The 25,383-nt window shown below is 46.4% G+C and carries 19 protein-coding genes; 13 read left to right on the top strand and 6 right to left on the bottom strand.

Going from position 1 to position 25,383, the window contains the following annotated elements:
• The first annotated feature begins 24 nt into the window (after nt 1–24).
• Nucleotides 25–1,242, top strand: coding sequence for an MFS transporter (locus EAE89_RS11825; protein ID WP_149617116.1), 1,218 nt, complete (start codon nt 25–27; stop codon nt 1,240–1,242).
• A 242-nt stretch (nt 1,243–1,484) separates the two neighbouring features.
• The gene (gene ybaL, locus EAE89_RS11820; RefSeq protein WP_214085894.1) at nt 1,485–3,194 is read left to right on the top strand and encodes a YbaL family putative K(+) efflux transporter; all 1,710 of its coding nucleotides are present in this window, start codon (nt 1,485–1,487) and stop codon (nt 3,192–3,194) included.
• A 259-nt stretch (nt 3,195–3,453) separates the two neighbouring features.
• Here ybaL and EAE89_RS11815 read toward each other — a convergent pair whose 3' ends face one another.
• On the bottom strand, nt 3,454–4,065 hold the full coding sequence (locus EAE89_RS11815) for a LysE family translocator (RefSeq protein WP_054477517.1): 612 nt from the start codon (nt 4,063–4,065) through the stop codon (nt 3,454–3,456).
• Between the two features lie 2,332 nt (nt 4,066–6,397).
• Here EAE89_RS11815 and EAE89_RS11810 point away from each other — a divergent pair.
• The 9 genes from EAE89_RS11810 (at nt 6,398) to EAE89_RS11770 (ending at nt 19,908) form a co-directional block, all read left to right on the top strand.
• Nucleotides 6,398–6,934, top strand: coding sequence for a fimbrial protein (locus tag EAE89_RS11810; protein WP_054477521.1), 537 nt, complete (start codon nt 6,398–6,400; stop codon nt 6,932–6,934).
• Between the two features lie 38 nt (nt 6,935–6,972).
• The gene (locus EAE89_RS11805) at nt 6,973–7,641 is read left to right on the top strand and encodes a fimbrial biogenesis chaperone (protein ID WP_054477523.1); all 669 of its coding nucleotides are present in this window, start codon (nt 6,973–6,975) and stop codon (nt 7,639–7,641) included.
• 23 nt (nt 7,642–7,664) lie between these two features.
• The gene (locus tag EAE89_RS11800; RefSeq protein ID WP_214085893.1) at nt 7,665–10,154 is read left to right on the top strand and encodes a fimbria/pilus outer membrane usher protein; all 2,490 of its coding nucleotides are present in this window, start codon (nt 7,665–7,667) and stop codon (nt 10,152–10,154) included.
• 28 nt (nt 10,155–10,182) lie between these two features.
• Nucleotides 10,183–11,211, top strand: coding sequence for a fimbrial protein (locus EAE89_RS11795; protein ID WP_214085892.1), 1,029 nt, complete (start codon nt 10,183–10,185; stop codon nt 11,209–11,211).
• Nucleotides 11,212–11,255: 44 nt separating this feature from the next.
• Nucleotides 11,256–11,999: a 4'-phosphopantetheinyl transferase family protein gene (locus tag EAE89_RS11790; RefSeq protein ID WP_054477529.1), complete on the top strand. Its 744-nt coding sequence runs from the start codon at nt 11,256–11,258 to the stop codon at nt 11,997–11,999.
• A gap of 670 nt (nt 12,000–12,669) precedes the next feature.
• On the top strand, nt 12,670–14,565 hold the full coding sequence (locus EAE89_RS11785; protein ID WP_054477532.1) for a type VI secretion system Vgr family protein: 1,896 nt from the start codon (nt 12,670–12,672) through the stop codon (nt 14,563–14,565).
• Between the two features lie 61 nt (nt 14,566–14,626).
• Entirely contained in the window at nt 14,627–15,046 is a 420-nt protein-coding gene (locus tag EAE89_RS11780) for a DUF1795 domain-containing protein (RefSeq protein ID WP_054477534.1), read from the top strand.
• An 18-nt stretch (nt 15,047–15,064) separates the two neighbouring features.
• Nucleotides 15,065–19,468, top strand: coding sequence for an RHS repeat-associated core domain-containing protein (locus EAE89_RS11775; protein ID WP_214085891.1), 4,404 nt, complete (start codon nt 15,065–15,067; stop codon nt 19,466–19,468).
• Between the two features lie 8 nt (nt 19,469–19,476).
• Nucleotides 19,477–19,908, top strand: a complete 432-nt coding sequence (locus tag EAE89_RS11770; RefSeq protein WP_214085890.1) for an Imm30 family immunity protein — start codon at nt 19,477–19,479, stop codon at nt 19,906–19,908.
• Between the two features lie 63 nt (nt 19,909–19,971).
• On the opposite strand, the gene EAE89_RS11765 is transcribed toward EAE89_RS11770, so the two are convergent.
• The 4 genes from EAE89_RS11765 to EAE89_RS11755 all read right to left on the bottom strand — a co-directional run bounded on the left by EAE89_RS11765 (nt 19,972) and on the right by EAE89_RS11755 (nt 20,941).
• Nucleotides 19,972–20,169 (bottom strand): DUF7706 family protein, encoded by a 198-nt coding sequence (locus tag EAE89_RS11765; protein ID WP_214085889.1) that lies wholly within the window; start codon nt 20,167–20,169, stop codon nt 19,972–19,974.
• Between the two features lie 13 nt (nt 20,170–20,182).
• On the bottom strand, nt 20,183–20,308 hold the full coding sequence (locus tag EAE89_RS24380) for a hypothetical protein (protein WP_422615513.1): 126 nt from the start codon (nt 20,306–20,308) through the stop codon (nt 20,183–20,185).
• A gap of 5 nt (nt 20,309–20,313) precedes the next feature.
• Nucleotides 20,314–20,445 carry a SymE family type I addiction module toxin gene (locus tag EAE89_RS24375; protein ID WP_422615512.1) on the bottom strand — a complete coding sequence of 44 codons (132 nt, stop codon included), beginning with the start codon at nt 20,443–20,445 and terminating at the stop codon, nt 20,314–20,316.
• Between the two features lie 85 nt (nt 20,446–20,530).
• Entirely contained in the window at nt 20,531–20,941 is a 411-nt protein-coding gene (locus EAE89_RS11755; RefSeq protein ID WP_054477780.1) for a helix-turn-helix domain-containing protein, read from the bottom strand.
• Nucleotides 20,942–21,063: 122 nt separating this feature from the next.
• Between EAE89_RS11755 and EAE89_RS11750 the strand changes: the two genes are divergently transcribed.
• Entirely contained in the window at nt 21,064–23,790 is a 2,727-nt protein-coding gene (locus tag EAE89_RS11750; protein WP_214085888.1) for a CHC2 zinc finger domain-containing protein, read from the top strand.
• A gap of 248 nt (nt 23,791–24,038) precedes the next feature.
• Nucleotides 24,039–25,067, top strand: coding sequence for a site-specific tyrosine recombinase XerC (gene xerC / locus EAE89_RS11745; protein WP_214085887.1), 1,029 nt, complete (start codon nt 24,039–24,041; stop codon nt 25,065–25,067).
• A gap of 108 nt (nt 25,068–25,175) precedes the next feature.
• Here the strand turns inward: xerC and EAE89_RS11740 are convergent, their stop codons facing one another.
• Entirely contained in the window at nt 25,176–25,316 is a 141-nt protein-coding gene (locus tag EAE89_RS11740) for a hypothetical protein (RefSeq protein WP_214085886.1), read from the bottom strand.
• Nucleotides 25,317–25,383: the final 67 nt, after the last annotated feature.

Below are 25,383 nucleotides of genomic sequence, written 5' to 3'. Positions count from 1 at the left end.
CCCTAAGACAAGCTGGCAGTCAATATGAACGAACAGAGCAACACAACGACAGTCTCCTCTCATGCAAGCAAAACCAAGAACACCGTTTTTACTATTCTTGGGGCGATTAGCATCTCACACTTATTGAACGATATGATCCAATCGCTGATCCTGGCGATTTATCCTTTATTACAATCAGAATTCAACTTGAGTTTTGTGCAAATCGGTATGATCACGTTGACCTACCAAATTACCGCGTCGCTATTACAGCCACTGATAGGTTTCTATACCGATAAACATCCACAACCTTATTCATTACCCATTGGAATGAGCTTCACCTTATCAGGTCTGCTACTGCTGGCTCACGCTAACAATTTCCCGTTAATTCTATTAGCGTCCGCATTAATTGGCATTGGCTCTTCGGTATTCCACCCGGAATCATCACGCGTAGCACGTATGGCATCCGGTGGCCGTCATGGACTAGCTCAATCGCTTTTCCAGGTCGGTGGTAATTTCGGTAGTTCCCTCGGACCTTTGCTAGCCGCTATATTTATTGCACCTTATGGCAAAGGCAATGTTGGCTGGTTCTCTCTGGCCGCATTACTGGGAATTATCGTACTATTGCAGATCAGTAAATGGTATAAAGCTCAGAATTATATTAAGAATAATCAAGTCAGAACGGGTCATGTCGTTAAAGTTTTACCAAAAAAAGCCGTGATAGGCTCTCTGATTATTTTGTTAATTTTAATATTTTCCAAATTCTTTTATCTCACCAGTATCAGTAGCTATTATACTTTTTACTTAATCCACAAATTCGACATTTCCGTACAAAGCGCCCAGCTCCATCTGTTTGTTTTTTTATTCGCAGTTGCAGCCGGAACCATTATTGGGGGACCTCTTGGCGATAGAATCGGCAGGAAGTATATCATCTGGATATCTATCCTCGGAGTAGCTCCTTTTACATTAGTTCTGCCTTACGCTTCTCTGTACTGGACAAGTATTCTGTCAGTGATTATTGGTGTGATTCTGGCATCTGCGTTCTCTGCAATCCTGGTATACGCACAGGAACTTATTCCCGGTAAAACCGGGATGATATCCGGTCTATTTTTCGGACTCGCTTTTGGTATGGGAGGTATCGGCGCAGCGGTACTTGGTAACATTGCGGACAGAACAAGTATTGAACTAGTTTATCAGATTTGTGCTTTTCTACCGTTACTTGGGATATTTACCGCTTTATTACCTAATATAGAAGACAATAACTAGAAAAATCACCATAATAGCGCCACATAAAAGTCATTTTTTATGTGGAAGTAGCCTTTATATACCTCATAAATAATCAAACATATCAATACAAATCCCTGTTACGGGTAATTTAATCCTTTCAATCGATATTTTTTGATGTTTTATTCATTTTTTTAGCGAATTTACCTCGAATTATCTATAAAATACTATGACACCTACCTCTTCACTATGCTATTTAATAGCCTCAGCAAGAAGGAATCTTAATGGAGCATTCGACACCACTTATCACCACTCTCGTTGGCGGGTTTGTCCTCGCTTATTTGCTTGGCATGCTGGCACAACGCCTGAAAATCTCACCACTGGTCGGTTACCTTACCGCCGGTGTACTCGCAGGCCCTTTCACTCCTGGTTTTGTCGCTGATGCCTCACTGGCACCGGAACTGGCAGAAATTGGTGTTATCTTATTAATGTTCGGTGTCGGGCTACACTTTTCACTTAAAGATCTGCTGGCAGTAAAATCCATTGCTATCCCTGGCGCTATTGCACAAATATTGGTCGCAACACTGCTTGGTGTAGGGCTATCAGCAATACTGGGTTGGGAATTATTTAGCGGTATCGTCTTTGGCCTCTGTTTATCAACCGCCAGTACCGTTGTTCTGCTACGAGCGCTAGAAGAGCGCCAATTGATTGATAGCCAACGAGGTCAGATAGCCATCGGCTGGCTGATTGTCGAAGATCTGGCAATGGTGCTGACTCTGGTATTACTGCCTGCGGCTGCCGGTATCCTTGATAATAAGGAAGCCAATATCGGACAGTTAATTATGGAACTTGCGATTACAGTCGGAAAAGTTGTTGCCTTTATTTTACTGATGATTGTTGTTGGGCGCCGTCTGATCCCATGGATACTGGCAAAAACCGCCAGTACCGGCTCCCGAGAACTATTCACCCTCGCAGTATTAGTCATTGCTCTGGGTATCGCTTACGGCGCTGTTACGCTGTTTGACGCCTCATTCGCACTAGGTGCATTCTTCGCCGGGATGGTACTGAACGAATCAGAACTCAGCCACCGCGCCGCTCAAGATACGCTGCCGCTCAGAGATGCTTTCGCCGTCTTGTTCTTCGTGTCCGTTGGTATGCTGTTCGACCCAATGGTACTCATCCAGCAGCCACTAGCGATACTGGCAACACTAGCAATTATTATTATTGGTAAATCTGCCGCTGCCATGTTACTAGTGAAAATGTTCGGCCATTCACGCCGTACTGCACTAACAATTTCGGTCAGTCTGGCTCAAATCGGTGAATTTGCCTTTATTCTGGCAGGTCTTGGTACTGCACTTGGCCTACTTGATGGGGATGCCCGTAATCTTGTTCTGGCTGGTGCAATTGTTTCTATTATGCTGAACCCAGTTCTGTTCAGCCTGCTGGATCGCTATCTGGAAAAAACAGAAACTATTGAAGAACAATTATTAGAAGAAACTCTGGAAGAAGAAACTCAAATTCCTGTCGATATCTGTGGTCACATTATTATTGTCGGCTATGGACGTATCGGCAGTTTGCTATGCCAGCGCCTACAGGAACAAGCATTCCCGCTAGTTGTTATTGAAAATACCAGAGCCAAATTTGAAGAATTGGGTGAACAAGGTATCAGTGCCGTCATGGGCAATGCCGCCAACAAAGATATTATGTCACTGGCGCGTCTGGACTGTGCCTGTTCCCTATTACTGACAATACCGAATGGTTATGAAGCGGGCGAGATTGTCGCCAGTGCAAGAGAGGTTCGTCCAGATCTGAATATTATCGTTCGAGCTGACTATGACGACGAAGTGACCTATATCATGGAGCGTGGAGCTAGCCATGTCATTATTGGCGAGCACGAAATTGCTAAAACAATGGCAAATGTGTTGGCAAGCAGTAAAAGCCAAGACCATTTAGTTGAGCCTCCCCCTGCATCACCCTTTGTACCATTAATTTGAGGAAACGCAGAGCCGCTGATGGAATAATTCTTCATTCTCATCATAAGCTGGAACCATGACTTTACCCTGTATTCTATGACACCACATGAGCCGTTCTTACCATTTTCGTTCTTACTACTTCAAGTAACAGTGATAGGGACGGCTCAGAGAGAACAACACTTTCATTAAAAGAAATTGAGACAAAGAAACCCTACACAATCCGTCTCTCCATACCCCCAATATGAAAAGACCAATAAAAAGGTAGCACCAAACCTTTACGTCAGAGATATAAAACACCTTTTATTGACGTATAAAACATTGAGAACGAAAAAACAGATAACACTAAAGAAGCAAGACGATAAAACAGTTCGGGTTTTAAACATCCTTTTCCCTGATTGCCCAGATACAGCACTTTTCCCGCACCCACCCAAATCAAGGAAACAGGTAATAACGCACAAATAAAAGCCGCCATGGAAGGAATATATTCTGACCACACAGTAAATGCAGTAAGAGGAAATATGTATGTAGCAAACACAAAAGCCTTAGGATTAAGCAAAGTGGCAAATAATACTGTGTTAAAATGAACGTTTGCCTCCCCTTTACCTAATGAAAAATGCCAAACTTTAAAAGCCAAATAAGCAATGTATGTCGACGCGCAAAGCTTTAAGGCAACCAACAACCATATAAAAGTTTGAGAAATTGTAGATAAAAATAACCCCCACAAACTAATTGCTGTTAAATAACCAAATGCCTCAGCCAAGATCAGCCTGAGTGTACTAATAAAACCATGTGAATATCCAGATGATACCAGAAGAGTATTTGTTGGTCCCGGCATAATTAAGACCATACTCACCATACTGGCAATGATTATATAATCGTAATAGCTATTCATAGTATCCTCAATGGCTGTTATATATAATAATTAATCATTTGAAGTGTAATAGGAAACTCTCAATACAAACTTCATCATGTGCCTTTATCTCCTTAAATTAATAATCATTAAATTATTATCATTACTCTCACTTAGCAGCGACTATACCCTTCATCCTTCAAGTTGCTGCTTTGTTGGCTGCGTTCACTTACCCTAGTCACATAGTTATCTATGCTCCTAGGGATGCGTTCTCTTGCCGCCGCGCTGCAAATTGAAATCTATTGGGTATAACTGCATCTTTTATTAGAATGTTAATAATCTCAATCTCTCCGATTTAACAAAAAACCAGATAAAAAAACCTGTACAAATATCGGCAACAAAACCAAACAATTGCGACAGGCGATAAATATTTCACGGAATGATCTTTCTAAATTATCAAGCATCTCTAGAGCTGCACTATCGAAACCAGAATCGGTAAACCCTAACCTAAGTATCGATACAGCCGATGCCATCACCATTGTACTACGCCTCCCTTGCGGCGATCTCCTGGCAGGAAATAACGAACAGTATCCCTATTTAGAAAAATGCCAATCTATGAAAGGATTACTATGCAAAAAATATAAATTTCTGTATCGTCTTACGTCACATAAACATGACATTTCTAATCCATATATAACCAATGTTATTTTTATATATCACGAATAAAGTAATCTTTAATAACCGACTATCTTGATTCTAGTTAACAGAATCATAAATTGTAAAGGCCCGCTGAAAAGTTTTTTATAAATTCAGATTCTGGCTCCATCCATTCTCCAGCCAGGCTGAGATTTTCCTGACATAAATCGCAAAATCAAAGGGTTTGGTTGATGATTTTTACCTAAATCATTTTCCTTATAAATAAAGAAAATAAAATAATTCCATTCCTATACTTTGAAATAACCATAAAAATACAATAGATAAAATAACCATGTTCTTGCAAGTAAAATGCCTATACTATAACTAATTAAGTTAAGGTAATATTCACCAATGAATAATTTTCACCTCCTGTTTACTCTTTAAATTTCATCGACTATTTCCAGCACTCATTTCCATTTAATAAAAACAGCCACTAAAATTATTAATATAGCTTCCTTCTACAATACTTAATTAAATCGTTAACGTAGAGACTCCACCCATACTCACGATTTTTAATAATTATATTTTCTTCAACAACGATAAAAATCAGATTTCTATGATATATATTTTGAAGATGTTTAATAGCCGTATAATTATATCCCGCTTACTACACGAAACTGCGATAGATTACCAAGATTAATCATATAACCAACAATGAGGCTGAAAATCACACTAAACTATTTGAGTGATAGTAAAGTAAAAAATTATCTTATGCAGAAATCTAAAACCATACAAAACCAATTAAATCAAACGATTAATTTAAAGTTATAACATAATGAAATAGAAAGATAATTTGACAATTTTAAAAAAAACATCATTTTTTTTGTTTAAGCTGTTGAAAAAGATCATATTTTAGTTAATACTCCCCAGCGTCGAGTGATAATAGTCCTACAGAAAAATGAAAATTCCGAGTTATAAAAAATTTGAAGATATTAGAGAAGAGTTATTGCCATCATAATCATAACCGGGATGGCAGTTTTCCTAATTCTATTTCAAAAGAGTTTCTCACTGCATTATAGCCATCATCTTGTAAGAAATTCATTATTGGTATGACTTTTTACTGCACTTTACTGCTTGCAATATTATCATAAAAGTGAGAATCATTATCGATAACACTAAGTTATTTACAGTAAGAGATGATATTTTCGAGAACAAAAAATAGGCTTCCTTGGACTAAAATTAATATCAGAGATTATTATCAACAAACATGATGATATGCTCGGGGTAAATTCTTGCCTTGAGTAAACACCCAGAGAATAACGAAAACCATTCAAAAGTGGTGATATATGCAAGCTACAGTAAACGAGAAATAAGTATCCAAATGAGTGTAACCTATTCATCACAGAAATATTCAAGGAGATTATAAAAAAATCATTTATTAGTCATGACTTATTCACATCAATCAAAAAAGACAAGAATAGAGGTAAACTCAATTGAGTTTCACACCACTATAAAAATGTCTTCAATTATATAATCAACCATTAAATTATCACTTTGGTTAGATATATAGTTTTATTATATATACCCAATAGATTTCAAATTGCAGCGCGACGGCAAGTGAACGCATCCCCAAGAGCATAGATAACGATGTGACTGGGATAAGTGAAAGCAGCAACTTGAAGGATGAAGGGTATAGACAAAACTAAAACACATCTTTATTAAGGTAAGGAATTTTTAAATGAGAAAGAATTTTATTTGGGCTTCTTTAGTGATGATATTAGGGACTTTTAGCAGTTTCAGTGCATTATCTTATGATGGGAAAATTAAATTTACAGGTCAGATTATTGAAAATGGATGTACTGTAGACACAGGAACAGCAGGAAAAGACATTACCGTAGATTTCGGTAAGTTGTCAAAAAACGTATTCCAAAATAACCTGGGTGAGATTACAACAAATATGGTTGGAAAAAGTAAAAACTTCACTATAAATTTATCTTCTTGTAGTGTTACCGGAAGTCTGGGAATCTTATTCACGGGTACTCCAGATGATGGTAATAAACATTTTTATGCTTCAGGGGTTGATGGGGTAGGTATTAAAATACACAAACAAGGTAATGATACAGCAATAGCCCCAGGAGTAAATGTCGCTGATATCGCTACAATCAATTCAAAAAAAGCAGCTATGAATTTCGTAGCAGAATTAGTTTCAACAAAAACGACTATTGCTACTAATAACATTGATAAAACACTCAATTTCACCATCATATATCCATAATTACCCAATAAACATCTTTAATTAGTAAAGGAGTAAAAATGCTTCGCTTTATTACTCCCTTTTTACTTGTCCTTTTTATAGGACAAGTACAAGCAGGGATTACTTTAGGCGGAACTCGCCTTATCTATAATGGCTCACAAAAAGAAGCCACGATTTCTATCACTAATTCGGATACAGAAAGACCTTATCTTGTTCAATCATGGGTAGATAATATCGATAACAGTCAAAACAAAGTGCCGTTCATTATTACGCCGCCATTGTTTAAGATAGCGAAGGAAAGCGAGCATCAAATTCGAGTTTCATATGTGGGAAATTACCTACCATCGGATCGGGAATCGATATTTTTGCTCAATGTTAATGCAATTCCGGCGGTTGAAAAAAATGACAACAGCAAGATGATCATAACCATCAAAAACATTATCAAACTGATTTATCGCCCAACAGGGCTATCTGATGATGATGCGAATAATGCTATTAATCGTTTGGAAGCATCACATAACACCAATGGTGTTCAATTAACTAATCCCACGGCTTATTACGTTAATCTTAATGAGATGAAAATCGATGGAAAACTAATAGCCAGCCCAGGATTTATTCCGCCTTTGGGTCACAAGGTATTTCCAGCCCAAAGTGGTATAAAAAGCGTGACGCTGACGGCTATCAATGATTACGGTGGCACAACGGAAGAGCGCCAGTTTAATTTCTGATAATATTATCTGATGAGAGTATCGTGAAAAAAGTAATTAGCTTTGCTTTAATAACTTTTTGTTTATCATTGCCAGTACATGCAGAGCTGTACTTTGATATAAATGCATTACAATTATCAGATGAAGACAGAGAAAATATTAATCTGGACAGTTTGGCAAAAACCGATTCCCACATTCCGGGCATCTATAAAGTGAATGTTATCGTCAATCAACAGGATATTGGCATTAAAAACCTATCCTTTATTGACTGTGGTGAAAAACTTTGCCCTGAATTATCTGTCAGCTTACTGAAAGAAATCGGGGTAAAAACAGAAAGCTTCCCTGAATTAGCATCACTTTCTGAACAGGAAATCATTTCTCAACCGGAGAAATATATTAAATATGCATCAGCAGATTTAGATTTAAGCCATCTTACTCTAACGCTGAATTTCCCTCAGGCTGCAATGAAATCACAAATCAGGGGAGATATCTCTCCTGATCAGTGGGATGATGGTTTGCCTATGTTTTTTACCAATTACAATCTAACAGGCATGCAATCCTGGAATAAAAATCAAAGTGAACAAAATCAATACCTGAATTTACGTAGCGGCTTTAATTTAGGTCCGTGGCGCGTTCGCCATAATAGTTACTATAATCATACTGATACGACATCTGAATGGAAATCGCTTAAAGCCTATGCTGAACGAGATATTCGCCCATTAAGGTCCCGCTTAGTATTGGGGGAAACAACAACTGATAGCACGGTGTTTGATAGTTTCAGTTTTAATGGCATTAAACTGATGTCCGATAGCCAAATGTTACCAGATAGCCAGCAAAGTTTTGCACCTGTCGTTCGCGGTATTGCTATGACTCATGCAAGGATAGAAATCCATCAAAAAGATAATCTGATTTATCAGACTTTTGTTCCGCCAGGCGCGTTTGAAATTACCGATATTTATCCCAGCAACTTAAGTGGTGATCTGGAAGTCTCTATTTATGAAGCAAATGGCAAAGTCAGAAAATTTACTCAGCCCTTCTCTGCCTCACCATTGATGATCCGTGAGGGCCAAATAAAATATTCGGTTAATATCGGTAAATTCAGTGGTAATAAACAAGCCAACAAAAAAAGGTTTGTGCAGACAGAAGCTACTTACGGGCTATGGGACAGTACCACAATTTATGGTGGAACAATTGTTTCTTCCGACTATCAAAGTCATGCATTAGGTTTAGGGCATAATCTCGGCTCATTTGGTACTGTATCAATAGATGTCACAAAGGCAGCAACGCGTTTCCCAAATAGAGAAAAGAAAACCGGTCAGTCTTATCAGATACGCTACGATAAAGGTTTCACTGCAACGAATACCACGGTGACACTGGCTGGCTATCGTTACAATACCAATGGTTTTTTTAGTTTTAGCGACGCTAATAATAACGACCAATTTACTGATAATAGCAGAAATAGTGCGCCGAAAAATCATATGCAAATAACCCTAGGACAGAGTTTAGGACAATATGGCAATCTTTCATTATCAGCCTGGCAACAAGATTACTGGCAAGATAAAACCAGCAAAAATCAATCATACATGATGTCTTATAACACCAATATTCATGATATCTCCTTATCATTGAGCTACAATTACCATCGTAATCGTTCAAGTATTAATAACGATCAAACTTTTTCGTTAAATATTAGTGTTCCCTTGGATAAATGGTTGCCATCTGGTCATCACAGTGCAACTGTAGATTATGATACTACTTATAATACAGATGGCGACAGCCAACATACGATGACATTATCTGGCTCTTTACTGGAACAGCAGAATCTAAACTATATGATTTCTCAGAATTACAGCTACGAAAAATCAGAGAAAGAAAAAGAATCAGGTAATTCAGTCAGCTTGTATTATAGAGGATCATATGGTTCAGTAAATGCAGGTTATACCACTAATCATAGAAAAAATAAGCGTATTAATTATGGATTAGAGGGCGCAATTATTGCGCATCCTTATGGTGTTACCCTGGCGCAAAATATTAGCGAAAGCGGTGCTAGTGCCTTAATTCGCGCTCCAGGGGCAGCCAATGCAAAAGTATTAAATAATACTTCTATCAGCACAGACTGGCGAGGATATACCGTTGTTCCCTATATATCGCAATATCGGGAGAATGCTTTATCTCTTGATACCAATACATTTAGTACTGACGTAGATATTGATAACCCAACCACTAAAGTTATTCCAACAAAAGGTGCGTTGGTATTGGCGGATTATTCTATTCGCGTTGGTCATCGAGTATTTTTAACATTACAGCATAACGGTAAAAAACTTCCATTTGGAACGGTAGTCACGGGCCAAAATGGTATCAATGGTATCAATGGTATGGTGAATGAAAGAGGAGAAGTCTTTCTCAGTGGTGTTAGTGATACAGTAAAATTAAAGGCTGATTTAGGTGATCAACAAAGCTGTTACATTAACTTTGATAGTAAAAGATACCAAAAAATTAATGGTATCATCCTAGCTTCATTGAATTGTCAATAATTAAAAACAAATCTCAACCGGAATTTATATGAAACACTACTTATGGTTATTCATTACTTCTATACTACTGTTGAACAGCAACAAGTCATTCGCCGAATGTCAATTAAATCCAAACGCCGCCCCTATTTCTTTGTATTTTAATTTAAAAGAATCTGAGAAAAAAATTAACAAAGCGAATAATAAAGACATTAACATAAAAACTTTCAGTGCTGAACAGATAGCCTCAGAGATGGGTATTGATGTAAACGCTCCAATTTTTTCATGTGATGAAGAAAATATACCTCTAATGTTTGGCGACAGCGTTCTTACTGGAAAACCGGGTAATACTGAACATGGCACTGGTGGATTAAAAATAATTGAAGATAAGTTATACTTATATTTTGTTATTTCTGGAGGCAATATTGGTAAAATAGGTTATCCTAAATCAGATGGAACTAACTATTCATATAACCTTGGAACAAGAAAAAAAATCACCTGGAAAGATATAGGAAACGTTAGTATTTATCTTCACAAGAAAGGAGCAATGCATTCAGGAAAATCACTATCTTCCGGAGTCATGTTTAAATTAGCAGCATTAGGAAGCCCAGTACTAAATTTAATTTCAGTAAGGCATTCAAGTACATATAGATTTAAGACCATGGGTTGCATGACAACAACACCATCACCAAAAGTAAACTTCGGTAACGTACAAAGTTCTTTATTTAAAGGAAAAGGAACCACTGCTGGCTATGCTAATTTTGGTATCATCATTCATTGTGTAGAGAATGTTATACCTAAAATTACTTTTTCAGGGAGAGGAATTAAAAACCCTACAGACACTCCAGATAGTGTTATTAGACTCGATAACAGCAACGATGCAAATACAGCACAAGGTGTTGGTGTCCAAATCTTATATCATGGAACACCTGTTTCTCTAGGAAAACCGCTGTTTTTGGATCACACATCACAAGATTCTGGCGATATAGCCCATTTTACTGCCCGATATTACCAAACCAGAAATAAAATAACCGGCGGAACAGCTAATGCCACCGCACATTTTACAATTCAATATGAATGATATTAATATAAACTGTATAGCATTTTCTTATCTGGATAATCAACATGGAACAAACAGTTATACACACCAGTCAAGCCACACTGCCGAAAGATGGTAATGGATTTATCACTCAAATCGAGTATGGAACGGTTATTCAATATCCTCAAGTACATCTCTGGCAGGCTCGTTTTGATCTCTCTTATTATCACGATGAACTGTTCGGGCGATTAAACCTTCCCTTCCCTGCTCAATTAGCCAAAGCCGTCAATAAACGACGGGCTGAATATCTGGCAGCACGTTATTGTGCCCGTCAACTTTTAGCACAATTAGGACAACCAGAGTTTAATTTGATATCTGGCAATGATCGTGCCCCAATCTGGCCGCAGGGTATTTGTGGCTCTGTTTCTCATTCAGCGCAACATGCAATTATACTGGCAGCACCGCAAACTAATAACCGATTAATTGGTGTCGATATAGAAACCATTGTCAACCATCAAAATATGGATGAAATGATAAAAATGGTATTGAATGACAGAGAAATACCCTTCCTGAATCATTGTCATTTATCACCTGAGCAGATGTTCACACTGGCATTTTCTGTAAAAGAAAGCCTGTTTAAAGCGCTCTATCCACATGTAAAACGCTTTTTTGGTTTCGAAGCAGCCGAAATTATTACCTTATCTCTCGAAAACAACGAGATAATATTACAGTTGCAGGAAACACTCACCAATAACTATCCAGCAGGTACAATATTCCGTGGACAATTTATTATCTACCCACAGGAAATATTGACGCTCATTATTCAGTAGCCCAGACCCGTACAGAGTGGTTATTTATCTCAGATTTTTTACCTGGATAAATAGCCTTAGTCCGTGTAGATATCCATGCTCGTTACGAATCTGACCTCTCTGATTATCACCCCAAATTAATATAATATTGAAATCCAATGGATAAATTTGGCATTATTAGAGGTTAATATGAACCTATGCCATTGTACGTCATCATTTGAAACGAATTTGGTGTGATCCGTAAACAAAGAGCTAGCTTAATGTCTATCAAAGAAACACGATGACTCGATTACGTAGTATAAAAGCACGATAAACAAGAAACACGAATTAACCCTAAAAAAACCCAACTTTTCAGCTAATAGGATTAGTCTTAAGGTAAATCACCTAAAGTATTCTATGATTTAAATCACACTTTTTTAAATTAAACAGAAATCCATCTATCAAATATCCAAGACACTTTAAATTTTTTATTATATTCTCCTCGTTATATATTAATCGGATGAAAGTATTGGTGACCGCTCTTTATCCTCCCTGGGCAGCGGACCCGATAATCCGGCATCACGATATTGACGGACTTTCCCGGTCTGGCTTCTTTACCCCCTTGATGAGTTATCACTCACGTAGCAGAGCGTCGCCGGGCTGACAATGCCGTGCATGAAACCCTTCAGTAATAATCAGGAGCCCTTTATATATGTCATTCCAGAAAACATCCGCCGGGTTGCCCAGTGCGCTAAAGCAACTCGCTGACCGATTCAGTACCCAGAGCGCCGGGGGCTTACAGTTCACCCTCACTGCCGGCGGCTTACCGCCTCACACCTTTGTCGTTGCCGCTTTTTCATTAAATGAAGCCTTTTCCATCCCGTTCAGCCTTGACGTCAGCTTAGCCAGTGCCGACCCAGCGATTGATTTTACCGCCGTCCTCGATAAACGTGCCACCCTGTCCATCCTGCGCGAAGGGAAAGTCCAACGCACCGTCACCGGCATGGTCGCCAGCTTTGTTCAGGGCAATACCGGTAAGCATCAGACCCGTTACGAAATGACTATCCGTCCTGATATGTGGCGCACCACCCTGCGCCAGAATTCCCGCATCTTTCAACAGCAGGATATCAAAACTATCATTACCACCCTGCTCAAAGAAAGCGGGGTCCAGGATGTCATTTTCAGTCTGCGTTATCCGCACCCGGAGCGAGAGTTTTGTGTCCAGTACCGTGAAACCGATTTTGATTTTCTGCAACGGCTGACTGCGGAAGAGGGCATCTTTTATTTCTTCGAGTTCGACGGCAACAAAAACACCCTAGTGTTTGCTGACGATGCCGGCTCTATTGCCAAAGGGCCAGTTCTGCCTTATCACCCGGAGGACGCGGCCCAAGCCCAACAGTTGTGTATCACCGCCTTGACCCGCAGTGCTCAGGTGCGTCCGGCTGCCGTCGAACTCAAGGATTACACCTTTAAAAATCCAGCCTGGGCCGCCGAGTTTCGCCAGCAAATGCGCGAAACCGACCTCCAGTATACCGGCTATGAACACTTTGATTTTCCCGGGCGCTTCAAAGATGAGCAACATGGCGCTGATTTCACCCGCTACCGGCTGGAAGCCCTGCGCAGCAATGCTCTGATGGGGTACGGAGACAGTAACGATGCGGCCATGCAACCGGGCGTGTTGTTTACCCTGACCAACCATCCGCGTCATGACCTCAACCGGCTCTGGCAACTGGTCAGTGTGGCGCATACCGGCAGCCAACCACAGGCGCTGGAACAGGCTGGCGGTGAGTCGGGCACCGTCATGAGTAACCACTTCACCTTTATCCCTTATGACCAGCACTGGCGGCCAGCTCTCCGGCCCAAACCGGTGATGGACGGCCCGCAGATTGCCAAAGTGGTTGGCCCGGAAGGGGAAGAAATCTTCTGCGACCAGTATGGCCGTATCCGGTTACAGTTTTTGTGGGACCGTTACGGCCAGAGTAACGACCGCAGTTCCTGCTGGATACGAGTGACCCAGCCGTGGGCCGGTCAGGGCTGGGGCATGCTGGCTATCCCGCGTATCGGTCAGGAAGTGGTGGTGGATTTCCTGCATGGTGACCCGGACCAGCCAATAGTCACCGGGCGGACCTATCATGCCAGTAACATTCCTCCGGGAACCCTACCAGGCAGTAAAACCCAGATGGCCTTCCGTTCAAAAACCCATAAGGGAGAAGGCTATAACGAACTGCGCTTTGAAGATGCCAAAGGCAGTGAAGAGCTGGCGTTGCATGCCCAGCGCGATATGAATACCGTGGTGCTCAATAACCGCGAAACCCGGGTAATGAACGACCACACCGAAAGCATCGGCCATAATCAGGTGCTGTCGATTAGAAATGACCGCCATAAAGAGGTGACGGGCAATGAAGTCAGTGCCATCACCGGCCTACGTCAGGTCACGGTAGAAAAAGACAGCCTGCTGAACGTGAAAAATAACATTCAAATACATTCCCAGGCTGGTGGTATCGAAATTGCCACAGCCGGAGGCAGCATTACCATCGACAGTGCCGGCAATATCAGCATTCAGGGACTGAATATCACCATCAACGGCAAACAGGTCAATGTGAACTGACCGGTATTGACGCTCAGCAACTTAATTTAATGCATGACCTTAACTAATAACGGAAAAAAGCATGGAAAACACAGTGTATCAGATGAATGAAGGCACCCTGACTATCCCGGACAACTGGCGGGATGAGTCCATGCATGTCTTTGTACTGCCGGATGACAGCGGCATTAATCTGGTAGTCAGCCGCACACCGGTCCCCCTTGGCGTGGATAATAACACTTACTATGAACAGACTCTGGAACAGTTCCGCACCCACCTGCCCGGTTACCAAGAGCACCAGCGCAGCGAAATCCCCCTCAGCCAGCAACCAGCCCGCCGTCTGGATTACCAGTGGAAAAGCCCGGAAGGCGATATGTACCAGACCGTGGTACTGCAAATCCGGGGCACACAGCTGCTGACCTTCAACCTGACCTCTCCTGCGCCTTTTGAAGCCGGTCAGCGTGATACCCTGCTGGCAGTTATCAGCAGCTTTCAAGCAGCCTGACCCGGCAGGAGGCACAACATGTCACTTGGTGATGAAATTGTCACCCGGATTGCCCGGGTCGGTGCCCGACACGCTGCACCCGTTTCCCCTCCTCAAGGGACGCCCGGCCCGGCAGCTGCCCGTGAGGGCGACCCGATTAAACATGCCAGCTTCCTCGGCGCGCTGGCCGGTGCCATTACCGGCGCTCTGATTAGTGCTGCGGTCTTTGCCGTAGCCGCTGCGGTGGTGGTGGGTACCGGTGGCTTAGCCACCGTTGCGGTGATTGCATTGGGCACTGCCGGCACACTGGCTCTGGGGAATGTTATCAGTGCCGCCAGTTCTGCGGTCACCCGCATGGTAGACAGTATTGGCCCGCCCGACGGCAAAATAATAAACGGCTCGCCAGATGTGTCCATTGAAGGCAAACCGGCAGCCAGAGCCACAGCCGATACTGCCGCCTGTACGAAACACCCTGCTCCGCCCCTGATTGCTCAGGGCAGTGAAACGGTGTTCATCAACGGCTACCCGGCAGCCCGGGTGGATGACAAACTGGTCTGCGGCTCCACCATCAAATCCGGTGCCAAAACCGTGTTTATCGGCTCCGGTCAGGGCACCTATCTGGACATTGAGGAAGAGTTCTCCGCTTGGGAGCGGGCGATTCTGATAGCTGTGGAATTTCTGGCACCACCATCCCGGGGCGCCATTAAGGGCATCGGTAAACTGTTCACTAAAGCGGGTCGTAAAACGGTGCTGAACGGGGCAAAAGCCGGCGCCCGGCATGCCGGAAAAATCGTGTCGATGGGTACGATTTCCTGTGCCAAAACCGCCTTTAAAGAAACGCAGGGCGCGAAACGTTACTTGGAAGCAACTAAAAAATTCTTCACCGGCGACCCGATTGACGTTACCACCGGCCAGCTGTTTGACCAGCGTACCGATATCGCGCTCGGCCAGACCCTGCCGCTGGTGTTTTTACGCAGCTGGGTCCCCGGGGAACAGGGCTTACTGGGACCGGGCTGGACTGACAGCTTTTCCGAATGCATCCGGGTCACCGGCGACCGGGTGGAAATCAGCACCACCGAAGGGGCTTCACTCTATTTTGCTTTACCTGCCACCTGTACCCACAGTATCAACCCCGACCACCCGGATTTTACCCTGAGCCGGGGCCAATCTGGGTATATCCTCCGCCACCGCGATTCCCCGGTACAAAAATATTTTGCCCTGCCTGCACCGGCTTCTGACGACGACACCCAGAGCTGGCTGCTGACTGAACACCGGGACGTGTATGATAACCAGCTGCGTTTTGTCTATAACAACCGCTATCAGCTGACAGAAGTCATCCACAGTGACGGACCAGTGCTGACACTGCGTTACAACCTGAGCGGACAGCTGACGGAGATTCTCCGCACCGATGAAGGGTTGCAGGAAGTGATGGCCCGGTATCGCTACCATGATAATGGCCGGCTGGCGGAAGCGGACAGTACCCAGCAATTCCACCTGTACTATGAATACAACGCGCAGGGCCTGATAAGCCGCTGGTCTGACGGCGACCAGACTTGGGTGGATTACCGCTACGATAAACAGGGGCGCTGTACTGACAGTGTAGGGTCTGGAGGCTTCTATCCTGTCCACCTGGACTATGCTCCCGGCCTCACCCGCTCTACCACACCACAGGGGCACACCACTACTTGGCATTACAATGACCAGCATCAGGTCACTGAAGTTCACACTCCTGGCGGCGGTATCACCCGCTATGACTACGATAACTGGGGCAATCTGATACAACAGACGTTGCCGATGGGAGAAACTCTGACCCTAACCTACCTGGCCGATACCGGTCGGGTGACTTCACTTACTGATGCGACCGGGGCAGTCTGGCAATACAGCTATGATGCGGACACCCTGCAACTGACCGGTATGACTGACCCACTGCAACGCACCTGGCTACAACTGTATGATGAGCTGGGCCAGCCGAAAGGATTTATTGCCCCAGACGGTCGGAAAACCACCCTGACCCGTAATGCTTTCGGGCTGGTGACAGCGGAAGAAGACACCGACGGTAACCGCCGTACTCAGGAATATGATACCCATCAGCGGCTGGTAAGACTGTTTGATGAAGAGAACCGCACCATCAGCCTCGGCTATGACAGTCAGGACCGGCTGCGCAGCTTGACCGCCGCTGGAGCGCTGTGGCGCTGGCGTTACGACCGACATCACCGGGTGGCCGCCAGCGACCGGCCCGATAACAATCTGGAACACTTTCACCATGACCGGCACGGTAACCTGACCCGCTGGACTGATGCTCTCGGAATAGACTGGCTGGTGGAGTACGGGCCGTTTGACCTACCGATAGCACGTGTTGATGGTGAGGGGCACCGCTGGCAGTACCGCTATGATGCGGATACTCTGCAACTGACTCAGGTGATAAACCCACAGGGCGAAAACTACACGTACATTCTCGATGCGGATGGCCGGGTGGTCACTGAGCAGGATTATGCCGGCACCCGCTGGCACTACCGTTATAACTTATCGGGCAACTGCATTGAGAAACGGGACGGAGAAGAAACGGTTATCCGCTATGACTATGATGCGGCACACCGGCTGACTGCCCAGCACACCCCGGAAGGCACCACGCATTATCATTACGATATTGTGGGACGGCTGCTGACAGTTGAGTCACCGGATAACACCCTGTCTTTTGAATATGATGAACAAGACCGGATAGTCCGGGAAATCCAGCCATACGGGGAAATTCAACGCCACTACCCAGATAACCGCACGGTGGAACGACAGCTGCTGACCGGCGAAACCGACCCCGCAGAAGGACCGTCCCGGTTCACCGGACAGACTCACCCGAAACACTGGCAGAGCCGGATGCAAGTCAACCGGGCCGGGGAACTGACCGGGTTAACGCTGGAGGGGCAACTGCCTCTGACCGTGGAACGGGACGACGCCGGACGGGAAACAGGCCGTTACACCGAAAGCGGTTTCATCCTGCGCCAGCAATATAACCTGATGGGCCAATTAACGGCACAACGTGCCGGCTATAACCCACATTTTTTCCGGCAGACTGACTTGGCGGATATTCCTGACCCCACCTTTGCGGGTCTGGTGCGTCAGTATGAATATGATGCCACACTGAACCTGACAGCCGCCAATGATGACGGACAGCAGTTACGCTACCTCCTCAACGGCAACGGCCAGGTGATGTCGGTCGGTGACGGACGGAATTTACGTGAACACTATCAGTATGATGCAAGCGGTTACCCGTCACGGCGGTTCGACGGGGTGCAGGAGATTATGGGGGAAACGCTATACCAGGAAGGTCACCGCCTGAACTGGATTGACTCGCACCGGTTTGTCTACGACCGGGCTGGTCGTATGAAAGAGAAACAGCGTTTAGAAGAAGGTTACCGTCCAGCACTGACCCGATACCGCTGGAACAGCCAGAATCAGCTGACGGGCCTCATCACCCCGGACGGTATCCGGTGGGAATATCGCTATGATACCTTTGGACGGCGGATCGAAAAATGCTGTATCCAAACCGGTAAACTGACTACGTATGTGTGGGACGGCGACGTGCCGGCGGAAATCCGCGAATACCAGCATGGCCGGCTGAAAATGATCCGCCATCTGGTGTTTGACGGCTGGGAACTGGTGGCGCAGCAGACGCAACAGTTTACGCTTAATCTGGACAACCGGGTGGAACTGATGGCCGGGGAGGTGCAAACCCAGTATGCGGTCAGCGCCCCGACCGGCGAGCCACTGGCGCTGTTCGACCCGACGGGTAAACGGGTGTGGCGGCGGCCGAAGCAGTCTCTGTACGGCCTGCGGCTGGGTGGACACGGCGAGAATCCGCAACTGGACCCGGGCCTCCGATTTGCCGGGCAACTTTTTGATGAAGAAAGTGGTTTATTCTATAATCGGTTCAGGTATTATTTGCCGGAAGGCTGTTGTTACCTGAGTGCCGATCCTACGGGCCTCTGGGGTGGTGAGAATCCGTATGCATACGTCAAAAATCCCACAGGATGGATTGACCCGTTCGGATTGAATGCATTACTTCCTGGGGAAGGTGGTGTGGGGCCTTATGGAAAATTACCCGGTACTCCCGGCGATGATTTAACTGGTCATCACATGCCTTCAGCTGAATATATGAAGAAGAAGTTTGGAATTTCTAAAAGTAAATCCATTGCAATGCAAATGGAACATAAATATCCATCTAATAAAGGAAGGCATCCATTAACCAGATCTTACGCAAGAAGACCTTTCCTTCATGAAACACCAAGAGAAACATTAGCCAAAGATATCATGGATGCTAGAAAAATATATAAAGATCAAGGATTATATACTAAAGAAATTAAACAAGGTTTAAGGGAGACTATCAGGCTGAATAAAGAAACATTCCCCGATGTATTTAAAAAACCATCTAAGTGTCCAAGAAAATAGAGGATAAAATGAATTTAATCGAAGATCTTGAAAAATCATCAAGCATGGACTCCCCTGAAAGTATTCGTATATTTTCTAATACGTTACAAAAAATGGCCGAGTCAAAAGATAAGAAATATTTACCAATAATTTTAAATTATTTGGATGACGAAAGTGAATATACTGACATGATGAAAGAAATTATGGGAATGGCGGAGTCTTTTGAAGCTATAGATTATGTTTCTACTATTATCGGATTCAATGAAATATTACAAAAAAAGGCTTTAGATTGGCTTGATATAATTCACTATAGGATAACAAATTCTGAAAAGCATATAGATATATATAAGAATATATTAACTAATTCTCCAAATAAAGAAGAAGTTAAAGAATATCTTTATCGCTTTTTAGATAATAATCCAGAAAAGCAAAAGGCAATATCATTTATACTCAGTTGTTAGATAGGCAAGTTGTATTAATAAAGCCGGAAAGATCCTTTGAGATCTTCCGGCTTTCTTATTGATCTACCGTGGCGCATACCCACTGTACGCTAGAGCAGATTGGAGCTTAGAGATCGCATCTTTGATCTGATACGCTTCCTCGTCATTCACGGCACAGGCGCGTATCTCAGACCAGCACAGCCGCTTGACCAGTTGGGCCAAGGCCAGCGCTTCAAGGTGAGTTAACTGAATGTCCTGCAAATGTTCAATCACCACTTTCATTTTATCCTCTCCCTTAACCCGCAAAACCGGTTATCAGCGCCCGCATCTGCTGCTTTATCTCCCGTAGTTGAGCCTGTTGCCGCTGGTACTGTTGTTGCGTGGCCTCACTGTCAGGAATGAGCACCAGACAACCGTCCATCACCTTCACCGTAATCTGGCCGCCGGGGTGGCGTTGTTGACCTTATTCCCGTTCGGCACATAGCCCACCGTGTAATAACGTTCTGTTTTCACAGCTTTATTTATCGCCGCTTCTGCTTTAGAATGCGCCTTAGCCATCATTCAACTCCTTCTTAGTTGCTTGTGGTGAGCGGCGTTGTTGTGTTGCTGCACTTCAACGCCGTGCTAAAAAATCACTTTAGACTTAGTTATTCTTCTCCTGATCAACAGGGCGTATTGCCGACTCAACCCGGTGCTTAACAATCACCGCATCAATCAGTTTAATCACGGTCTCCTGTTCTTCCGGCTGGCATTGGGCCAGTGCTTTAAATCGCTCCATTAATCGCGTGTTGCTAATTGGTCTCTGTTCGTTAGGCGAGCCAAGCAATAAGTAATCAATAGTTGTCGTGAACAACTCAGCCAGTTGGATCAACTTATCAGCCGGAGGGATGTGCATCCCGGACTCATACTTGTTGTACTGCGAAAGTTGCAAGCCAATCAGGGCAGCAACTTCCTTCTGTGTTCGTCGCTGTTGGTTACGTAACTCTTTGAGTCGTTTACCGAATGCCCGGCGCTGTTCTTCGGTCTGCATAATCTCATCTATCACATCAGCCATAAAATGCTCCAAGTATAAGGTGAGTTCCAAAAACGACTTGCTTTAATATCGTAATACGAATATATAATATATCGCATATCGAAGCAAAATAAATCTTGACATATTTTGGGGGGATCTTTGTTATGGCACGCATCCCGGAAGCCGAATTACAGCACCTGAAAACCGCCGTCTCCTTAGTGGCCGTGGCGGAACAACAGGGCCGCAAGCTGATTAAACGCGGTAAAGATTACGTGCTGCTGTGCCCGTTCCATGAGGAAAAAACCCCGTCAATGGTCCTCAGCCCGGAAAAAAACCTCTATCACTGTTTTGGCTGCAACACCGGCGGTTCAGTGCTGGACTGGGTGATGAAAACCGAACGCCTGAGCCTGCGACGGGCGGCAGAGCACCTGCGCGGCACGCTGGGGAATAATCCGGCTGTTGCGCCGCTGGTTCAGCCGAATGAACCCACCGTGCTGGCCGAAGACGAAGCCGGACGGCAGGCGCTGCTCAGCCGGGTGGTGGAGTTTTACCATCATACGCTGCTGAACGCCCCCGAAGCCGTGGCCTATCTGGAAAAACGCCGGTTACATCATCCCGAATTAGTCGCCGGTTTTAAGCTCGGCTTTGCCAACCGAACCCTGGCTTACCGCCTGCCGGAGAAACAACTGAAAGCCGGCGCAGCTATCCGGGCCCGGTTGCAAGCGGTGGGCCTGATGCGGGAGTCAGGTCATGAACACTTTAGCGGCTCGCTCGTGATACCGGTACTCGACAACCACGGGCAGGTACAGGAAATCTATGGCCGGAAAATCATCCAGCGCCTGCGGGCGGGTACCCCGAAACATCTCTACCTGCCCGGCGAGCACCGCGGCGTGTGGAATGAAGCCGCCATGATAGCGGCCAAATCGCTTATCCTGTGTGAGTCATTAATCGATGCCATGTCGTTCTGGGTGGCGGGATACCGTAACGTGACCACCGCCTACGGCGTCAATGGCTTTACCCCCGACCACTGGCAGGCACTGCAACAGCATCAGGTCAGGCAGGTGCTGATTGCCTTCGATAATGACCCCGCCGGCAATGAGGCGGCGGTGAAACTGGCCGCAGACCTGACCGCCGCCGGCATGACCGTGTTCCGGGTAGTGTTCCCCGAGGGCATGGATGCCAACGGCTATCTGTGTCAGGTCGCCGAGCCCGAACCGGCATTCGGGTTATTGCTGGATGGCGCGGTGCCAATGTATGAGCCGGTGCAGAAAACCGACACCGAAGCACCGGGCGCACCGGCAGCGCCGCCGTCCCCGGCAACGGAACCCCCTGTTGCTTTAGCCGCTGAGCGGGCAACAAGACCGCTGTCTTTGCCCGGAGTCGTGTGGGAGACCGGGCCAAACGGCGAAATCATCGTCTCACTGGGTCCGCTGCGCTGGTGTGTTCGCGGGCTGGCTCAGGTCAGAGCCGGGGCCGCCGTCATGAAAGTCAATGCGCAGGTGATTGATACCGACAGCGGCGTGATGTTCGCCGACAGCGTGGACATGATGAACGCCCGCAGCCGGGGCGGGTATGCGCGGCTGGCCGCCACCGAACTGGGGCTGGCCGAAGGTGACCTGCGCCGGGCGCTGGGGCAGGTGTTGCTGGTACTGGAACAGTGTCAACAGGCCGGTGTCAGTGAACAAACCGAAACCCCACCGGTTCCCGAACTGAGTGAGGACCAGCGGATAGCAGCACTGGCCCTGCTGCAAGACCCGAAACTGAGCGAGCGCATCACCGCTGATTTAGCCGCCTGTGGCGTGGTAGGCGAATCCACTAACCTGCTGGCCGGTTACTTAGCCGCCGTCAGTCGCAAGCTGGACCGTCCGCTGGCCGTGCTGATACAAAGCAGCAGTGCCGCCGGGAAAAGCTCACTGATGGATGCGGTCCTCAATCTGATACCGGCAGAGGAACGGCTGCAATACAGCGCCATGACCGGCCAGAGTCTGTTCTATCTGGGGGAAACCAATCTCCAGCATAAAATCTTAGCCATTGCCGAAGAGGAAGGCGTCAGGCAGGCCGCCTATGCGCTTAAGCTGTTGCAAAGCGACGGCGAACTGACCATTGCCAGCACCGGTAAAGACGATGCCAGCGGGAATCTGGTCACCAAACAGTACACGGTGAAAGGACCGGTGATGCTGATGCTCACCACCACCGCGATAGATGTCGATGAAGAGCTGTTAAACCGCTGTCTGGTGCTGACCGTGAACGAATCGCGGGAACAGACCGAAGCTATCCACGCCTTGCAGCGCCATAAGCAAACCCTCGAAGGCTTACTGGCCGAGAATGAAAAGGCGTATATCACCGAACTGCATCAAAACGCCCAGCGGCTGTTGCGCCCGCTCAATGTGGTTAACCCTTATGCCTCACAGTTAACGTTCATGAGCGATAAAACCCGCACCCGGCGCGACCACATGAAATATCTCACCCTGATACAAAGTATCGCCCTGCTGCATCAGCACCAGCGCGAGGTGAAGACCGCGGAACACCGGGGCAAACGGCTTGAATATATCGAGGTGACCAAAGACGATATTAGCTTAGCAAACCGGCTGGCCCACGAGATATTAGGCCGCACACTGGATGAGATGCCGCCGCAGACGCGCAGGCTGTTGCTGCTGATACAAAACTGGGTCAGGGAAAGCGGGCAGCCGCGTCATGAGTGGCTGTTCACCCGCAAACTGTTACGCGACGCCATCCAGTGGGGCGATACCCAGCTAAAAATCCATCTGTCACGGCTGGTCGAAATGGAATACCTGCTGTTGCACCGGCGCGGACTGACGTTCGTCTATGAACTGCTGTTCGACGGTGAAGATAACGACACGGCGCACCTGTGCGGGCTGATAGCCCCCTGAAAACCGGCGTATGATTCAGTCCGGTCGGGGTTATCACGCAGACGGTCGCCCACCTGTCGGAGGCAGGTCGGGGACCGGTCGGACAGCCTCCATCCCCCCAGAGGCAAGCCATACAAGGCCCCGGCGCTAAACCGGTCGGGGAAAAGGAAAAAGCACTGTTCCGGCAGACAATAAAGAAAAACATCATCGTATCGTAGTCACGCATTACCCCATAACAACAATCCATGTACCTTACAGGAAACCCCGTCATGACTCAGACTATCGCCGCTACACGCCCCGCTCATCTCACCACATTACGCCAGCAGCTTGAAGCCTATCTGGACTGCCTGACCGCCAGACACTACAGCGTCTGGACGCTGACCGGCTATCAGGAACGGTTGCTGCCGTTCGTTAACTGGTGTGAAGCCCGGGGAGTCATGTCCGCCCCGCAAGTCAGCCCGCCGTTACTGGAAAGTTATCAGTCCTGGCTGAGAGCCTATCGTAAAGCCGACGGCAACACGCTGGCCGTCAGCACACAGTCAAAACGGCTGAGTGACCTCCGGGTCTGGTTCCGCTGGCTGCGACAACGCCAGTACATCCTGTACAACCCGGCTGAGGAACTGGTGTTGCCCCGAAGAGACAAACGCCTGCCCGCGCAGGTGCTGAGCGAGGACGAAACACAGACGGTATTACAGGCCATTGATATCAACAGGCCGACCGGCTTAAGAAACCGGGCCATCCTTGAAGTGCTGTGGAGCAGCGGTATCCGGCGGATGGAACTGTCCAACCTGCGGTTAAGCGACATCGACTTCGGGCGCGGCGTGCTGCTGGTGAGGCAGGGCAAAGGCCGTAAAGACCGGGTAGTGCCCATCGGGGAACAGGCCCTGCACTGGTTACAACGCTACCTTGACAGCGTGCGGCCCCGACTGGCCCACCGCCATGACAGCGGCCACCTGTTTATCACCCTCAATGGCCGACAGATGTCACGCGACAGACTCACCCATCTGACGGGGGCCAGCATTCGCCAAAAAGCGCAACTGGAGAAAGCCGGAGCCTGTCACCTGTTCCGGCATTCAATGGCCACGCAAATGCTGGACAACGGGGCCGATACCCGGCACATCCAGGCGATATTAGGGCATGCGAGTCTGGAAACCACCCAAATCTATACCCGGGTGGCCATCGGTCACTTAAAGAAAGTGCATGAGCAGACCCACCCGGCAGAACGGCAGTCAAAGCAGGCCACACCAGACGATAAACAGGCCGATAGTAATAAGCCGGACAGCCCGAAGCCGGCCTGAAACCACAGTGCGGTTGGACAGTTCGAAGGTTAGCCGGTTCCCGGTGAACCTGTGGGGTGCAGTGAAAGGCAGACTGCGCGCGTCCCTGCGCGCAGACTGCCTCCCTACCTACGGCGTGCCCGGCAGTAAATGCCGGCCACCCGGCGCTAAACTGCGGCGTTCTCTGTAACAATCGTTGCCGGTCAGCCGCCATTCAACATAATGTGGCATTAAGCGCAATGGGCCTGAACGGCCCGCCGCGCTTAACAAACATTATGTCGGCGCCGCCCACCCAAGGGCGCTGCGCGGTTACCTCAGCCCCGGTGCGCGGCTGGCC

The sequence above is a fragment of the Photorhabdus heterorhabditis genome, from assembly GCF_018448905.1.
GTDB classification, from domain to species: domain Bacteria; phylum Pseudomonadota; class Gammaproteobacteria; order Enterobacterales; family Enterobacteriaceae; genus Photorhabdus; species Photorhabdus heterorhabditis.
Note: the sequence above shows the minus strand (reverse complement) of the source record. Positions and strands in the feature narration are given on the sequence as shown.

Bases quoted from the DNA above. Each gene is read 5' to 3' on its own strand.
- EAE89_RS11825 (WP_149617116.1), top strand. From the start codon at position 25: ATGAACGAACAGAGCAACACAACGACAGTCTCCTCTCATGCAAGCAAA.
- ybaL (WP_214085894.1), top strand. From the start codon at position 1,485: ATGGAGCATTCGACACCACTTATCACCACTCTCGTTGGCGGGTTTGTC.
- EAE89_RS11815 (WP_054477517.1), bottom strand. From the start codon at position 4,065: ATGAATAGCTATTACGATTATATAATCATTGCCAGTATGGTGAGTATG.
- EAE89_RS11810 (WP_054477521.1), top strand. From the start codon at position 6,398: ATGAGAAAGAATTTTATTTGGGCTTCTTTAGTGATGATATTAGGGACT.
- EAE89_RS11805 (WP_054477523.1), top strand. From the start codon at position 6,973: ATGCTTCGCTTTATTACTCCCTTTTTACTTGTCCTTTTTATAGGACAA.
- EAE89_RS11795 (WP_214085892.1), top strand. From the start codon at position 10,183: ATGAAACACTACTTATGGTTATTCATTACTTCTATACTACTGTTGAAC.
- EAE89_RS11790 (WP_054477529.1), top strand. From the start codon at position 11,256: ATGGAACAAACAGTTATACACACCAGTCAAGCCACACTGCCGAAAGAT.
- EAE89_RS11785 (WP_054477532.1), top strand. From the start codon at position 12,670: ATGTCATTCCAGAAAACATCCGCCGGGTTGCCCAGTGCGCTAAAGCAA.
- EAE89_RS11780 (WP_054477534.1), top strand. From the start codon at position 14,627: ATGGAAAACACAGTGTATCAGATGAATGAAGGCACCCTGACTATCCCG.
- EAE89_RS11775 (WP_214085891.1), top strand. From the start codon at position 15,065: ATGTCACTTGGTGATGAAATTGTCACCCGGATTGCCCGGGTCGGTGCC.
- EAE89_RS11770 (WP_214085890.1), top strand. From the start codon at position 19,477: ATGAATTTAATCGAAGATCTTGAAAAATCATCAAGCATGGACTCCCCT.
- EAE89_RS11765 (WP_214085889.1), bottom strand. From the start codon at position 20,169: ATGAAAGTGGTGATTGAACATTTGCAGGACATTCAGTTAACTCACCTT.
- EAE89_RS24380 (WP_422615513.1), bottom strand. From the start codon at position 20,308: ATGGACGGTTGTCTGGTGCTCATTCCTGACAGTGAGGCCACGCAACAA.
- EAE89_RS24375 (WP_422615512.1), bottom strand. From the start codon at position 20,445: ATGGCTAAGGCGCATTCTAAAGCAGAAGCGGCGATAAATAAAGCTGTG.
- EAE89_RS11755 (WP_054477780.1), bottom strand. From the start codon at position 20,941: ATGGCTGATGTGATAGATGAGATTATGCAGACCGAAGAACAGCGCCGG.
- EAE89_RS11750 (WP_214085888.1), top strand. From the start codon at position 21,064: ATGGCACGCATCCCGGAAGCCGAATTACAGCACCTGAAAACCGCCGTC.
- xerC (WP_214085887.1), top strand. From the start codon at position 24,039: ATGACTCAGACTATCGCCGCTACACGCCCCGCTCATCTCACCACATTA.